Raw genomic sequence first — 14,028 nt, 5'->3', positions numbered from 1 at the left:
CTTCCCCCTGCGCCTGCGCGGGATGACCGCGCTCATGTCAACTGGCCGTGGACTCCCCCGGCTTACGGCTCAGCCGCCCCGGCCACCAGGCGAACGGCCCGATGTCCCGCACCAGCGCGGGCACCAGCAGCGACCGGACGACGAGGGTGTCCAGCAGGACGCCGAAGGCGACGATGAAGGCGATCTGCGCGAGGAAGGCCAGCGGGATCACCCCGAGCGCGGCGAACGTCGCGGCGAGCACCACACCGGCGGAGGTGATCACACCGCCGGTCGCCGTGAGGCCGCGCAGCACGCCCCGGCGCACCCCGAGGCGGAGGGACTCCTCCCGGACCCGGGACATGAGGAAGATGTTGTAGTCCACGCCGAGCGCCACCAGGAAGACGAAGCCGTACAGCGGTACGGACGGATCGGTGCCGGTGAAGCCGAGGACGTGCTCGAAGACGAGCGCCGAGACGCCGAGCGTGGCGAAGAAGTTCAGCGCCACGGTCGCCACCAGCAGCACCGGCATCAGCAGGGAGCGCAGCAGCAGGACCAGCACGGCGAGGATGACCGCGAGGACGACCGGCACGATGAGGGTGCGGTCCCGTTCCGCCGTGCGCAGGGTGTCGTACTGCTGTGCCGTGTAGCCGCCGACGAGGGCGTCCGCGTCCGGTACCGCGTGGACGGCGGTGCGGAGCCGGGCGACGGTGTCCTTGGCGGCGTCGCTGTCGGCGGCGTCGCGCAGGGTGACGTCGACGCGGACCCGCCCGTCGACGACCAGCGGCGCGCCCGAGGGACGGCCGTTCTCGCCGACGGCCGCGGCGGAGGCGACGCCGTCGGTGGCGCGGGCGGCGTCGACGACCTCGGTGAGCCGGTCGGCGTCGGCGAGGACGACGGCGGGGTTGCCGGAGCCGCCGGGGAAGTGCCGTCCGAGGGTGTTCTGCGCGGCGACCGAGGGGGCGTCGTTGACGAAGGTCTCGTCCAGGGGCACGCCCTTGGAGGTGAGGGCGGGCGCGAAGGCGGCGCAGGCCAGCAGTGCGGCCAGGGTCACCGCCCAGACGCGGCGCGGCGCCCGGTCGACCAGGTCGGCGATCCGCTGCCACACCCCTGCGCCCGCGCCCCGGCCGGCGCCGTCCGGGTGGGGCTTGGTGGGCCAGTAGGCGCCGCGGCCGAGGAGGACCAGGACGGCGGGCAGGAAGGTGAGCGTGCTGAGGACCGCGCAGGCGATGCCGAGCGCGCCGACGGGTCCGAGCGCCCGGTTGTTCGTCAGATCGCTGAGCAGCAGGGCGAGCAGGCCGAGGGCGACAGTCGCGGCGCTGGCCACGATGGCGCCCCAGGACCGCCGCAGCGCGGCACCGACCGCGGCGAACCGGTCGGTGCGGGCGGCGAGTTCCTCCCGGTGCCGGGCGGTGAGCAGCAGGGCGTAGTCGGTGGCCGCTCCGATCACCAGGATGGAGAGGATGCCCTGGACCTGTCCGTCGACGCGCACCAGGTCGTGGTCGGCGAGGACGTAGGCGATCGCGCAGGCCAGCGCCAGGGCGAACACGGCGCCCAGGATGATCACCAGCGGCAGCAGCACGCTGCGGTAGACGAGCAGCAGAATGGCCAGGACGGTCACCAGGGCGACGGCGAGCAGCAGCCCGTCGATCCCGGCGAACGCGTCGGACAGGTCGGCCTGGCTGGCGGCCGGTCCGGCGAGCTGGACCGTGGTGCCGGGGACGCCCTCGGCGGCGGTGCGGATCCGGTCGAGGGCGGCGGGGAGTTCGTCGCCGAGGCCGGGACTGAGCTGGACGACGCCCTGGAGGGCCTTGCCGTCCTCGGAGGGCAGCGCCGGGGACACGCCCCCGGTGACGCCCGGGGCGCCGGTGAGCTGGGCGAGCGCCTCGCCGGCGGCGGTGCGGCGGTCCTCGATGTCCGCTCCGGACCGGTCCGTCCAGACGACGATCGCGGGCAGCGTCTCGTCCTGCCGGAAGGCCTTCTGCTGGCCGATGACTTCCGTGGACTCGGCGCTGCGGGGCAGGAACGCGGCCTGGTCGTTGGTGGCGACCTCGCCGAGCCGTCCGGCGAAGGGGCCGAGGGCTCCGCCGACCCCGAGCCAGACGGCGAGCAGCAGCAGCGGGACGAGCAGGCGGGCGCGTCGGGGGCTCGGGGTCATGGTTCTCCGGTTCCGGGTCGGACAGGGGCACACCGGCCACGTTTGTCTCGATGAAAAACAATCTCAATCATCGAGGTATCTCTGGCCGAGGTGATCGTAGAGCACACCCCGGATTCGGCTCGCGGCCGGTCCCCGGATGCGCCCGGAGGCGGGTTTCCTCAGCGGCCGTGCGGCCTGACCGTGGCCAGTTCCTCGTTCAGGGCGGCGAGGAAGCGCAGGACCACCGCCAGCTCGTCGCCCGTGAAACGGCCGGTGGCGGCCCGGGTCGCCGTGGCCAGCGGCCGGAAGTACGTCCGGGCGGCGGGGCGGGCGTCGGCGTCGTAGTACAGGTGGACCACCCTGCGGTCGGCGCTCTCCCGGACCCGCCGGATGTGGCCCGCGCGTTCGAGCCGGTCCACGCAGGCGGTGACCGCTCCCGAGGTCAGCCCCAGGTGTTCGCGCAACCGGCCGGGCGTCATGGGTCCGTCGGCGTCCAGGATGGCGGCGAGCGCGTGGACGTCGGTGGCGTGCAGCCCGTGGTCGCCCGCGAAGTCCTGCACCAGACGGTTGATCTCACCGTTGAGCCGTCGCAGGTGGACGGCGAAGGACTGGAGGTCGGTCACCGGGTCGGCGCCGGGCTCCCCGCCCGGTGACCGCCGTTCCCGGTCGTCTGCTGTGGCCACGCGATCAGCCTATAGAAGTGCGGCGCGGGAACCGCGGGCGGGCACGCATCCGGCAGCGCACCACGCGTGGAAGTGATCGCAGAGGAATCCGTACGAAGGGAACGAACAGCGGATGAACGCCGACGGCGAGGCCGACGACAGGCGGGCGGGCCCGCGCTCGCTGGTGACCGGCGCCAGCGGGTACATCGGCGGCAGACTCGTGCCCGAGCTGCTCGCGGCCGGGCACCGGGTGCGCTGCCTGGCCCGCTCCCCCGGCAAGCTGCGCGACCACCCCTGGGCGGGCGAGGTGGAGGTGGTGCGCGGCGACGTCACCGACGAGGTGTCCACGGCCACCGCCATGCGGGACGTCGACGTGGCGTACTACCTGGTGCACGCGCTGGGCACGGGCAGGGACTTCGAGGACACCGACCGCCGGGCGGCGCGGATCTTCGCGGCGGCGGCCCGGGCCGCGGGCGTCCGCCGCGTCGTCTACCTGGGCGGCCTCACCCCTGCCGGGATCCCGGAGGCGGAGCTGTCGCCGCATCTGCGCTCCCGGGCCGAGGTCGGCCACATCCTGCTGGACTCCGGCGTCCCCACGACCGTGCTGCGGGCGGCCGTCATCATCGGCTCCGGCTCCGCCTCCTTCGAGATGCTGCGCTACCTCACCGAGCGGCTGCCGGTGATGGTCACCCCGAGCTGGGTGCACACCCGCATCCAGCCGGTCGCCGTGCGGGACGTGCTGCGCGCCCTGGTGGGCAGCGCGGAGATGCCCCGGGAGGTCAGCCGGGCCTTCGACCTCGGCGGTCCCGAGGTGCTGACGTACCGGGACATGATGGTCCGCTACGCGCGGGTGGCCGGGCTCGGGCGGCGGTTCGTGGTGCCGGTCCCGGTGCTCACGCCCGGGCTGTCCAGCCACTGGGTGGGCCTGGTGACGCCCGTGCCCGCGTCCATCGCCCGGCCGCTGGCGGAGTCGCTGCGGCACGAGGTGGTCTGCCGCGAGCACGACATCGCACGGTATGTTCCGGACCCGCCCGGGCATCCCCTCGGGTTCGACGAGGCGGTCCGGCTGGCCCTGCAACGGGTGCGCGACGCCCAGGTCACCACCCGCTGGTCCAGCGCCGCCGTCCCCGGCGCCCCCAGCGACCCCTTGCCCACCGACCCGGACTGGGCGGGCGGCAGCCTCTACACCGACCGGCGCGAGCTGGCGGTGTCCGCCTCGCCGGAGGCGCTGTGGCGGGTCATCGAGGGCATCGGCGGCGAGAACGGCTGGTACTCCTTCCCGCTCGCCTGGGCGGCACGCGGCTGGCTCGACCGCCTGGTCGGCGGGGTCGGGCTGCGCCGGGGCCGCCGGGACGCGCACCGGCTGCGGGTGGGCGACTCCCTGGACTTCTGGCGGGTGGAGGAGATCGAGCCGGGCCGGCTGCTGCGGCTGCGCGCGGAGATGCGCCTGCCGGGCCTCGCCTGGCTGGAGATGTACGCCGAGCGGGACGACGACGGCGGCACCCGGTACCGGCAGCGGGCGCTGTTCCATCCGCGCGGGCTGCTCGGCCACGCCTACTGGTGGGGCGTCTCCCCCTTCCACGCCCTGGTGTTCGGCGGCATGGCCCGCAACATCGCCCGCGCGGCGGCCGCCGACCGGACCCCGGCCGCCTCCGCCGGGGAGCCCACGCCATGAACGTCTCCGTCGTCCTGTTCACCGCCGACCTGCGGCTGCACGACCATCCGCCGCTGCGGGCCGCGCTCGACGGCTCGCGCGAGGTGGTGCCGCTGTTCGTGCGCGACCGCTCGGTGGACGGGGCCGGGTTCGCCGCGCCCAACCGGCTGGCGTTCCTCGCCGACTGCCTGGCCGATCTCGACGCGGGGCTGCGTGAGCGCGGCGGGCGCCTCGTCGTGCGCTCGGGTGACGTGGTGGAGGAGGTGTGCCGGGTGGCCGTCGAGGCGGACGCCGACGAGGTGCACCTGGCCGCCGACGTCAGCCGGTTCGCGCGCTCGCGCGAGGCGCGGCTGCGGCGGGCGCTGGAGGAGGAGGGGCGGCGGCTGCTCGTCCACGACACGGTGACCACGGTGGTGCCGCCCGGGGAGCTGACCCCGGCCGCCTCCGACCACTTCGCCGTCTTCACGCCGTACTTCCGGCACTGGGCGCGGTGGGAGCCGCGCGGCACCTTCGGCGCGCCCCGTGCCGTCCGCGTCCCCGACCGCATCGGCTCCGAGCCGTTGCCGTCGCGGGAGCAGCTGTCCGGCTTGTCCCCCGCGCTGCCCGCCGGGGGCGAGCGGGAGGGCCGCGGGCGGCTGACGGCCTGGCTGCGCTCCGGCGTCCGGGACTACGCGGACCGCCACGACGACCTGTCCGGCGACGCCACCTCCCGGCTCTCCCCGCATCTGCACTTCGGCACCCTCTCCCCCGTCGAACTCGTCCACCGGGCCCGCCGGGCGGGCGGCCCGGGCGCCGAGGCGTTCGTACGGCAGCTGGCCTGGCGCGACTTCCACCGCCAGGTGCTCGCGGCCCGGCCGGAGGCGGCCGGGTCCGACTACCGCACCCGGCACGACCGCTGGCGCTCCGGGCGCTCGGCGCACGACGACATCGGGGCCTGGCGCGCGGGCCGTACCGGCTACCCGATCGTCGACGCGGCGATGCGCCAGTTGGCGCACGAGGGCTGGATGCACAACCGCGGACGGCTGCTGACGGCGAGCTTCCTCACCAAGACCCTGTACGTCGACTGGCGCGTCGGCGCCCGGCACTTCCTGGAGCTGCTGGTGGACGGTGACCTCGCCAACAACCAGCTCAACTGGCAGTGGACGGCCGGAACCGGCACCGACACCCGGCCCAACCGGGTGCTGAACCCGGTCGCCCAGGGCAAGCGCTACGACCCCGACGGCGCGTACGTGCGGCGCTGGGTGCCGGAACTCCGGGGGCTGGCGGGCGCCGCCGTGCACGAGCCGTGGAAGCTGCGCGGTCTTGACAGGGCCGCGGTCGACTACCCGGACCCCGTGGTCGAGCTGTCCGAGGGCCTCGACCGCTTCCGCCGCGCCCGCGGCCGGGACTGATCAGGGCGCGGCGCCGCCGAACGCCCCGGACAGGATGTCGAGCGCCTCCCTGAGGCTCGTCGGCCGCGGCATCCCGGGCGTGGGCCGCCCGGCCCAGCCGGGCCCGGCCAGCACCACCAGCGGCCGTCGGCGCGCGCCCGTGACACCCCACCGGGTCGCGGCGACATGCCCGGCCAGCGGGAGGCTGGCGCTGGAGCGGGCCTGCGCCCAGAGCACCACCGCCGCCGGGCCGAGCCGCTGGACCGCGGCGGTGAGCGCCTCCACGGGCACGGCGGCGCCGAACATCCGGGTGGGCACGCCGAGCTGGCCCAGGCCCGCGTTGAGGGCCTCCAGGGGAAGGGTGTGCTGTTCGCCGGGGACGCAGGCCAGCAGCACCGGCCCGGCGACCGGGGCGGCGGGGGGCCGGGTGTGCCGCCGCAGGACGGTGGAGACATGCCAGGACAGCAGGTGCTCGACCTCCACGTAACGGTCGCCGGAGGAAGCCCACTTGCGTCCCACGGCGTGCAGGGTCGGCACCATGACCTCCTGCCAGGCCACGGTCAGTCCGTGCTCCGCGACCGCCCCCGCCAGCAGTTCCTCGACAGCCGGGGCGTCCAGCCGTACGGCGGCGCGGGCGAGGCCCCGGCACTCCTGGCGGACGTCTCCGAGGGGCAGCGTGCCCGCCGTGTGGGAGCGCCCGGTGTCCTGCTCGCGCGCCGCCGCGGCGGTGGTCGGCACGGGCCCGCCGGTGCCCTCCCGGGCCATCCGGGCCGCCTCGGCCGGCGGCACGCCCGCGGACGTCAGCCCGCACATCGTCTCCAGCATCGCCACGTCCTGGGGCGTCCAGCGCCGGTGCCTGCCGTCGGCGCGGACCGCGGGGCCGATGCCGTACCGGCGGTCCCAGGACCGCAGGGTGGTCGGTGCGACACCGAGGCGGCGGGCCACCGCACCGGTGGTCAGACCGCCCGAGGACTCCTCTGGGGGCTCGGCCATGCGCCGACTATAGAGGGTCGGTACGACGCCTTTGATGTACGCCCTGACCTCTACACATAAGGGAGAAATAAGCGCAAAATAAACCTACGCGGCGCGCGCCGCCGCTCACCGCCCCAGACGCGGTCGGCCTGCGAGTCAAAGGAGACGAGTCATGGCCAACGTCTCGCCCACCAGAGGTGACCTGTCGACCCACCCCGACGCCTCCGAGATGCGAGCCCGGTACGCCCGCGTCCTCGGCGGTCGCGACGTGGCACTCGTGGACGGACCGGTGTTCCTGCTCGGTCTGTACTGCGCCGTGTCCCCGTGGATCCTCCACTACACCACCAGCCAGCCCGCCCTCGTGCCCCACAACCTGATCGTGGGCATCGCGATCGGCCTGCTGGCCCTCGGGTTCACCAACACCCCCGAGCGCATGTACGGCCTGAGCTGGGCGACCTGCGCGATCGGCGTATGGATGATCATCTCCCCGTGGATCGTCGGCGAGAGCCCGGACGCCGGCGTCGTGTGGAACAACGTCATCATCGGCGCGCTGGCCGTGGTCCTCGGCCTGGTGTGCGCCGGTACGGCGGCGAAGAGCGCCCCCAGGTCGTGACGGAACCGGCGGCCGGTCCGCGAAGGCTGCGGACCGGCCGTTGGCCTGCCCGCCGCACCCGCGGCGGACTGTCCTCGCCTTCCGGGGGCACACGCATGTCAGGGAGGGCCTCGACAAAGAGGGACGGACATGGAGATATCAGGGATCATCAGCGCCATCGTCATCGGCATCGTCATCGGTGTCCTCGGACGACTCGTCATTCCCGGACGCCAGCGCATCGGCGTCCTGTGGACCATCGCCGTCGGCATCGTGGCGGCACTCATCGGCACGGCGATCGCCAACGCCTTCGACGTGGGCGACACCGACGGCGTGGACTGGGTCGAGTGGCTCATCCAGATCGGCCTCGCCGCACTCGGCGTCGCCGCGCTGGACCGCTCGAAGGCGCGCCGCTGATTCAGCACGACCGCGCCCGGTCGTCACCCCGCGTACACGAAGGGCGTGGTCGTGGTCAGCGGTACGAAGCCGAGGCGCCGCAGGATGGGGCGGCTCCGGCTGGTGGCGTCGACCTGGAGGTAGGAAAAGCCGCGGTCGGCCGCGACGCGCGCCCGATGGGCGACCAGCGCGCGGTACAGGCCGCGGCCCCGCCAGCCCGCCACGGTGCCGCCGCCCCACAGCCCGGCGAACGAGGTGCCCGGCACCAGTTCCATCCGGGCCGCGCTCACCGGAGCGTCCCCGGCCAGCGCCACCACGGCGACCAGGGAGTCCGGGTCGGCGGCGAGCCGCTCCAGCAGGTCCCGCCGCAGCCGTGACCCGTCGGTGCCGAACGCCCGCTCGTGCACCTCGACGACCAGGTCGACGCCCACCGCGTCACCCACGGCACGGACGCACACCCCGGCGGGCGGTCCGGCATCCGGCGCGATCGCGGCGGTCTCCGCGACCAGCAGCGTCTCCTCGCCCTCGGGCACGAACCCGGCGGCGCGCAGCCGCTCTCCGAGACCGGCGGGCCCGTCATGGCCGTACAGCTTCCACTCGAAGGCGTGGCCGAGCGCCGCGTACCGGGCGATCTGCTCGGCGATCACCTCGTCCACGTCGGTGTCCGCGTCCAGACCGGACCAGAGCACGCCGTTCCAGCCGTGCGCGGGAGCGACCTGCCTGACCACCCCCGCGGACCGTTCCACACGGGCCCCGGGGCCGTCCGGGCGGGCGCCCTCGCGCATCTCACGGTCGTAGCGGGCGAGTACCGCGGCGGTGTCCATGCGAGCACCCCAACACCCGTCCACCCGGCGCCGCAACGCCTTTTGCGGCGGCCGAGATGCACCCGCCGACCGGCGGTGCCTACGATCGAGTGGTCTTCGGACCGGGACGCCGACCCGGTCCCCTCCCAGGCGAGGGAGGCACTCGCTCTTGCTGTCGGCACACCGGCTGATGGCCGCGTACCTGGCACTGGTCGCGGTCGCCACCGCCGTCTACATGACGGTCCCGGCGGCCCGCACCCCGGTGTGGGCGGTGATCGGCCTCGCGGGCGCCGCCGCGGTGCTCACCGGCACCCGGGTCAACCGGCCCGCGCACCCCTGGCCCTGGTGGGTGCTGGCCGCCGGGCTGCTCACCTTCGTCAGCGGCGACACGTACTACAACGCCATGGAGGCGTACTTCGCCGCCACCAACCCCTTCCCGTCCGCTGCCGACGCCTGCTACCTGGCCACCTACGTGCTCTTCGCGATCGGGCTGTACGGGCTGGTGCGCCAGCGCCTGTCCGGCGACGACCTGCCCGGACTGCTCGACGCGGCGATCGTCACCGCGGGGCTGGCCCTGCCGGTGTGGGTGTACCTGGTGCAGCCGCTGTCCGTGGTGGACGGCCTGACCTGGCAGCAGCGCGCCATCAGCATCGCCTACCCGCTCGGTGACGTCCTGGTCCTCGCGCTCCTGGCCCGGCTGCTGACGCCGAGCCCGCAGCCCGGGCCGAACCGGTCGGTGCAACTGCTGGTGGTCGGTACGGCGACCCTGCTCGGCTTCGACATCGCGTACGGGATCCTCCAGCTGAACTCGATGTGGCAGGCGGGCACCCTGCTCGACTCGGGGTGGATCGTCTTCTACACGGCCTGGGGCCTGGCCGCCCTGCACCCGTCCATGGTCCGGCTGACCGTGACCGCGCCGCGGCGCCAGTCGCTGCTGCCGGGACCACGGCGGCTGGTGGTGCTCGCCGTGGCCACCTGCGTCGCCCCCGGAATCCTGTTCCACGAGGGGCTGACCGGCTCCGCCGCCCAGGACGCCGCGGTGATCGCCGCGTTCTCCGGTGCGCTGTTCCTGCTGGTGATCCTGCGGCTCGCGGGCATGGTGGTGGCCCACCGCAGGGCGGTGGCCCGCGAGCACGCGCTGCGCACCGCCGCCGCCTCACTGGTCGCGGCGATACGGCACCAGGAGGTCACCGGGGCCTGCGAGTCGACGGTGGCCCGGCTGCTCGGCCCGGCCGTGCCGCACCGCACCCTGCTGCTGTCCGCCGAGCGCACCGCCGCACTGCCGACGCGCCGCACCGGCCTGGTCGACCCGTCCGTGCTGGGCGCGGACCTGGCCGCCGAACTGGGCGACCCGCAGTGCGTCGCCGTCTGCCCCATGACCCGGCCCGACCGGCCCTCCGGCCAGATCCCCGGCGTGCTGCTGGTGGCGGGCCCGGCCCGCGACCTCTCCGAGACACTGCCCTCCCTGGAGATCCTCGCCTCGCACGCGGGTCTGGCCAGGGAACGCGTCACCCTGCGCCAGGAGGTGATCCGCCGGGAGAGCGAGGCGTACTTCCGCACCCTGGTCCGCAACACCTCCGACGTCATCCTCATCGTCGAGGACGACGACACCATCCGGTACGCCAGCCCGTCCTCGGCGTCCGTCTTCGGCACCGCGGATCTGCTCGGCACGCCGCTGCCGGAACTGCTCGACCACCGCGACCGGCGGCGGGCCGCCCGGCAGTTGGCGGCGGTCCGCGAGCGGGGGCCGCGCTCCGGTCACGACCACTGGTGGGTGCGGCGCGGTGACGGCCGAGTCGAGGTGGAGGTGCGGTGCAGCGACTTCCGCGCCGAACGGACCGTGTCCGGCCTGGTGGTGACCCTGCGCGACGTGACCGAGCAGCGGCGCCTGGAGCACGAGCTGACCCAGCGGGCCTTCCACGACTCGCTGACCGGGCTGCCCAACCGGACGCTGCTGCTGGAGCGGATCGAACGCGCCCTGCTGCGCGGCCGCCGCGAGTCGTCGCTGACCTGTCTGCTCTTCGTCGACCTCGACGACTTCAAGCTCGTCAACGACACCATGGGCCACTCGGCCGGTGACCGCCTGCTGATGGCGGTCGGCAACCGGCTCTCCCAGACGCTGCGGCGCACCGACACCGCGGCCCGGCTCGGCGGCGACGAGTTCGCCGTACTGATGGAGGACGCCCGCGAGCCCCTGGACGCCGAACTGCTCGCGGCACAGGTGGTGCAGATGCTCAGCCGCCCCTTCGTGCTGGCCGAGGAGACGGTGACCGTCTCCGCGAGCGTCGGGGTGGCCACGGCCCGCGACAGCACGGACGCCGAGGAGCTGCTCACCCACGCCGACCTCGCGCTGTACGCGGCGAAGACGGCGGGCAAGCGACAGTGGCGGCGCTTCCAGCCGCTGCTGCACACCCGTATGGTCGAGCGGCACGACATGCAGACCAGACTGGCCCGGGCGGTCGCGGGCAAGGAGTTCGCGCTGCGCTACCAGCCGGTGGTGGACATCACCGCCGGAGAGGTGGTCGGCTTCGAGGCGCTGGTGCGCTGGCCCCGGGCACCGCACCACCCGGTCAGCCCGGAGCAGTTCATCCGGCTGGCCGAGGAGACCGGGCACATCGCCCCGTTGGGGTCCTGGGTGCTGGAGCACGCCGTGCACGACATCGCCGGGCTGCAACGGCTGCGCAGGCACCGGGGTCCGCCGTACGTCAGTGTGAACGTCTCCGCCCGCCAGTTCCGGGACAACGGCTTCCTCGACCAGGTCGACCGCGCGCTGCGCACCCCGGGTCTCGCGCCGGGCACCCTCCAGCTGGAGCTGACCGAGACGGTGCTGCTGCGGCACGACGCGCAGATCCAGTCGGTGCTGCACGCCCTGAAGGAACTGGGGGTGCACATCGCGGTCGACGACTTCGGCACCGGGTTCTCCTCGCTGCGCTATCTGCGGGACTTCCCGCTCGACGTGCTGAAGATCGACAAGACCTTCATCGACGACCTCACCCGGGACGCCCAGCAGGTGGCGCTGGTCGAGGGCATCGTGCGGATCGCGGACACCCTGGGCCTCCAGGTGATCGCCGAGGGCATCGAGGACCCCGGTCAGCGGGACCTGCTGGCGGGCATGGGGTGCCGGTTCGGGCAGGGCTATCTGTTCGCGCGGCCGATGACGGTGGCGCAGAGCGAGCGGGTGCTGCGCCGCCCCTCCGGCACCCCGGTGGCCGTGCGGTACGACGTGCCGCGCGCCGAGCGGCGCCCGCCCGCGCCGGTACGGCCCCGGGAGCGCGGCCGGGACCTCGAGCGGCTGAGGCGGTCCAGCCCGATGAGCGACGCGGTCCTGGACGAGGTGCGCGGGCGGCACATCCGCTGCGGCGACCACTGGCTGGTCGACTACGCCTCCTGCAACTACCTCGGCTTCGACTGGGACCCGGAGATCATGGCCGCCGTCGAGCCCGCCGTCCGCCGCTGGGGCACCCACCCCGGCTGGTCGCGGCTGCTGGGCAGCCCGCAGCTGTACCCGGAGATAGAGGACCGGCTCGCGGGGCTGCTCGGCGCGGAGGACACCCTGCTGCTGCCGACGGTCACCCTGGTGCACAACTCGGTGATCCCCGTCCTCGCGGGCCAGGGGCAGGTCTTCGTGGAGGCGACCGCGCACAAGACGGTCTACGACGGCTGTGTCACCGCCCGCGGCCAGGGCGCCACCCTGCGCCGCTTCCACGCCGAGCGGCCCGGTGAGCTGGACGCCCTGCTCGCCTCGACACCGGCCGGGGCGTCCCGCCTGGTCTGTCTGGACGGGGTCAACAGCATGAGCGGCAACGTGCCCGACCTGCCCGCGCTGGCGGCGGTGTGCCGTCGCCGGGGCGCGACGCTGTACGTGGACGACGCGCACGGCTTCGGGGTGATCGGGCAGCGCGGCCCGGAGGAGCCCTGCCCCTACGGCTCGCGCGGCAACTGCGTGGTCCGCCACACCGGGGAGTCGTACGAGAACGTCGTGCTGGTCGGCGGCTTCTCCAAGGCGTACTCGTCGCTGCTGGCCTTCCTGGCGCTGCCGACGACGCTGAAGAACCGGCTGAAGACGTCCGCGGGCCCCTATCTGTACTCGGGTCCCTCGCCCACCGCGTCCCTGGCGACGGCGCTGGCCGGGCTCGACGTCAACGACCGGCGGGGGGACGTCCTGCGGGCCGACCTCTACCGCAAGACGGCCCGGGTGCTGGACCACCTCGACGGGCTGGGGGTGGACACCCTGAACCGGGACCGGCTGCCGATCGTGGAGATCCCGCTCGCCGACGCCGACGACCTGGACGCGGTGGCCGGGTTCCTGTGGCACGAGGGCATCTATGTGACGCTGGCGCCCTACCCGCTCGTACCGCGTGACCGGGTGGGGTTCCGGGTGCAGGTCACCGCGCTCAACTCCGACGACGACATCGGCCGGCTGAACGCCACGCTGACCCGGCTGGCGACCAGCTTCCCGCTGCGGCCGAAGTCGGCGGGGCTCGCGGCGCGGCCGAGGAGTTGAGCCGGAGATGACGACGCACAACGACGACGTGGACTGGGACCGCTGGCCGATCGCGGACTACCTCGCCGAGAACTACCGCGAGGTGCACCCCGCGGACGCGGCGGTGATGGCCCACCACTCGGCGTTCTACCGCCGCCTCGCGCCCGACGGTCTGGCGCGGGGCGTGGAGTTCGGCGCCGGGCCCAATCTGTACCCGCTGATCCTCGCCTCCGCCGTGTGCCGCCGGGTCGACGCCGTCGACGCCGGGTCCGGCAACGTCGGCTATCTGCGGCGGCAGATCTGCCATCGGCCGGAGGCCAGCTGGCTGCCGTTCCACGCGCTGGCCCGGCGGCTCGATCCGGCGGTGCCCGGGACGCTGCCGCGGGCGCTGGCCCGGGTGGACGTGGTGCACGCCGATGTGCGGGACCTTCCCGCCGGCGGCTACGACCTGGCGTCGATGCACTTCGTCGCCGAGGGCGCCACCGAGGACCGCGACGAGTTCACCGCGTTCTGCCGTCTGTTCGTCCGCTGTGTGGCGCCGGGCGGGTACCTGGTGGCCGCGTTCATGGAGAACATGCCCACCTACCGGATCGGACCCGCCTCGCGCTGGCCCGGCTGCCCGGTGGACACCGGGATCGTACGGCGCGTCTTCACCCCGTTGACCAGCGAACTCGCCGTCACCCGCATCGACGCCGACCCGACCCTGCCGGACTACGGCGACACCGGCATGGTGCTGCTGACCGCCCGGACGGCCCCACCGGCCCGACCTCGGTGAGGCGCCGCCCGCGCCGACGGGTCAGCGCGGCAGCCGCGGACGGAACCGCCGTACCAGGACCGCCCCGCTGAGGATCATCGCCGTGCCGCTGAGGACGGCGGGGAGGGTGGCGTCCGTCCCGGTGTGGGCGAGGGAGGCCTCGGTGGGTGCCGGTGCGGGGTGCCGGGCGGTGTGCGGGGCGGGCTGGGTGACCGGCCGGGTCTTCTTGGGC

General features: G+C 74.3%; 11 protein-coding genes. 6 read left to right on the top strand and 5 right to left on the bottom strand.

Annotation, left to right across the window (positions count from 1 at the left end; translation table 11 throughout):
- Positions 1-37: 37 nt before the first annotated feature.
- Positions 38-2,134, bottom strand: a complete 2,097-nt coding sequence (locus tag KBY47_RS33230; protein WP_210927847.1) for an MMPL family transporter — start codon at positions 2,132-2,134, stop codon at positions 38-40.
- Between the two features lie 158 nt (positions 2,135-2,292).
- On the bottom strand, positions 2,293-2,796 hold the full coding sequence (locus KBY47_RS33225; protein ID WP_210927845.1) for a MarR family winged helix-turn-helix transcriptional regulator: 504 nt from the start codon (positions 2,794-2,796) through the stop codon (positions 2,293-2,295).
- Between the two features lie 112 nt (positions 2,797-2,908).
- Between KBY47_RS33225 and KBY47_RS33220 the strand changes: the two genes are divergently transcribed.
- Both KBY47_RS33220 and KBY47_RS33215 read left to right on the top strand, forming a co-directional pair.
- The gene (locus tag KBY47_RS33220; protein ID WP_210927843.1) at positions 2,909-4,450 is read left to right on the top strand and encodes an SDR family oxidoreductase; all 1,542 of its coding nucleotides are present in this window, start codon (positions 2,909-2,911) and stop codon (positions 4,448-4,450) included.
- The gene (locus KBY47_RS33215) at positions 4,447-5,820 is read left to right on the top strand and encodes a deoxyribodipyrimidine photo-lyase (protein ID WP_210927841.1); all 1,374 of its coding nucleotides are present in this window, start codon (positions 4,447-4,449) and stop codon (positions 5,818-5,820) included. Before KBY47_RS33220 ends, KBY47_RS33215 begins: the two co-directional genes overlap by 4 nt.
- Here KBY47_RS33215 and KBY47_RS33210 read toward each other — a convergent pair whose 3' ends face one another.
- A complete protein-coding gene (locus tag KBY47_RS33210) occupies positions 5,821-6,792 on the bottom strand; it encodes a MerR family transcriptional regulator (RefSeq protein WP_210927839.1) in 972 nt (323 codons plus the stop codon).
- Between the two features lie 151 nt (positions 6,793-6,943).
- On the opposite strand from KBY47_RS33210, the gene KBY47_RS33205 reads away from it, so the two are divergent.
- Positions 6,944-7,384 carry an SPW repeat protein gene (locus tag KBY47_RS33205; protein ID WP_210927837.1) on the top strand — a complete coding sequence of 147 codons (441 nt, stop codon included), beginning with the start codon at positions 6,944-6,946 and terminating at the stop codon, positions 7,382-7,384.
- A 129-nt stretch (positions 7,385-7,513) separates the two neighbouring features.
- A complete protein-coding gene (locus KBY47_RS33200) occupies positions 7,514-7,777 on the top strand; it encodes a GlsB/YeaQ/YmgE family stress response membrane protein (protein ID WP_210927835.1) in 264 nt (87 codons plus the stop codon).
- A gap of 23 nt (positions 7,778-7,800) precedes the next feature.
- Here KBY47_RS33200 and KBY47_RS33195 read toward each other — a convergent pair whose 3' ends face one another.
- Positions 7,801-8,580, bottom strand: a complete 780-nt coding sequence (locus KBY47_RS33195; protein ID WP_210927833.1) for a GNAT family N-acetyltransferase — start codon at positions 8,578-8,580, stop codon at positions 7,801-7,803.
- A gap of 169 nt (positions 8,581-8,749) precedes the next feature.
- Here KBY47_RS33195 and KBY47_RS33190 point away from each other — a divergent pair, with 169 nt between their 5' ends.
- Both KBY47_RS33190 and KBY47_RS33185 read left to right on the top strand, forming a co-directional pair.
- The gene (locus tag KBY47_RS33190) at positions 8,750-13,063 is read left to right on the top strand and encodes an aminotransferase class I/II-fold pyridoxal phosphate-dependent enzyme (protein ID WP_210927885.1); all 4,314 of its coding nucleotides are present in this window, start codon (positions 8,750-8,752) and stop codon (positions 13,061-13,063) included.
- A 7-nt stretch (positions 13,064-13,070) separates the two neighbouring features.
- Positions 13,071-13,817, top strand: coding sequence for a class I SAM-dependent methyltransferase (locus KBY47_RS33185; RefSeq protein ID WP_210927831.1), 747 nt, complete (start codon positions 13,071-13,073; stop codon positions 13,815-13,817).
- Positions 13,818-13,838: 21 nt separating this feature from the next.
- Here KBY47_RS33185 and KBY47_RS33180 read toward each other — a convergent pair.
- On the bottom strand, positions 13,839-14,028 hold a 190-nt coding region (locus KBY47_RS33180; protein WP_210927829.1), incomplete at its 5' end, for an LPXTG cell wall anchor domain-containing protein.

Source organism: Streptomyces sp. B93 (assembly GCF_018070565.1).
Lineage (GTDB): Bacteria > Actinomycetota > Actinomycetes > Streptomycetales > Streptomycetaceae > Streptomyces.
Note: the sequence above shows the minus strand (reverse complement) of the source record. Positions and strands in the feature narration are given on the sequence as shown.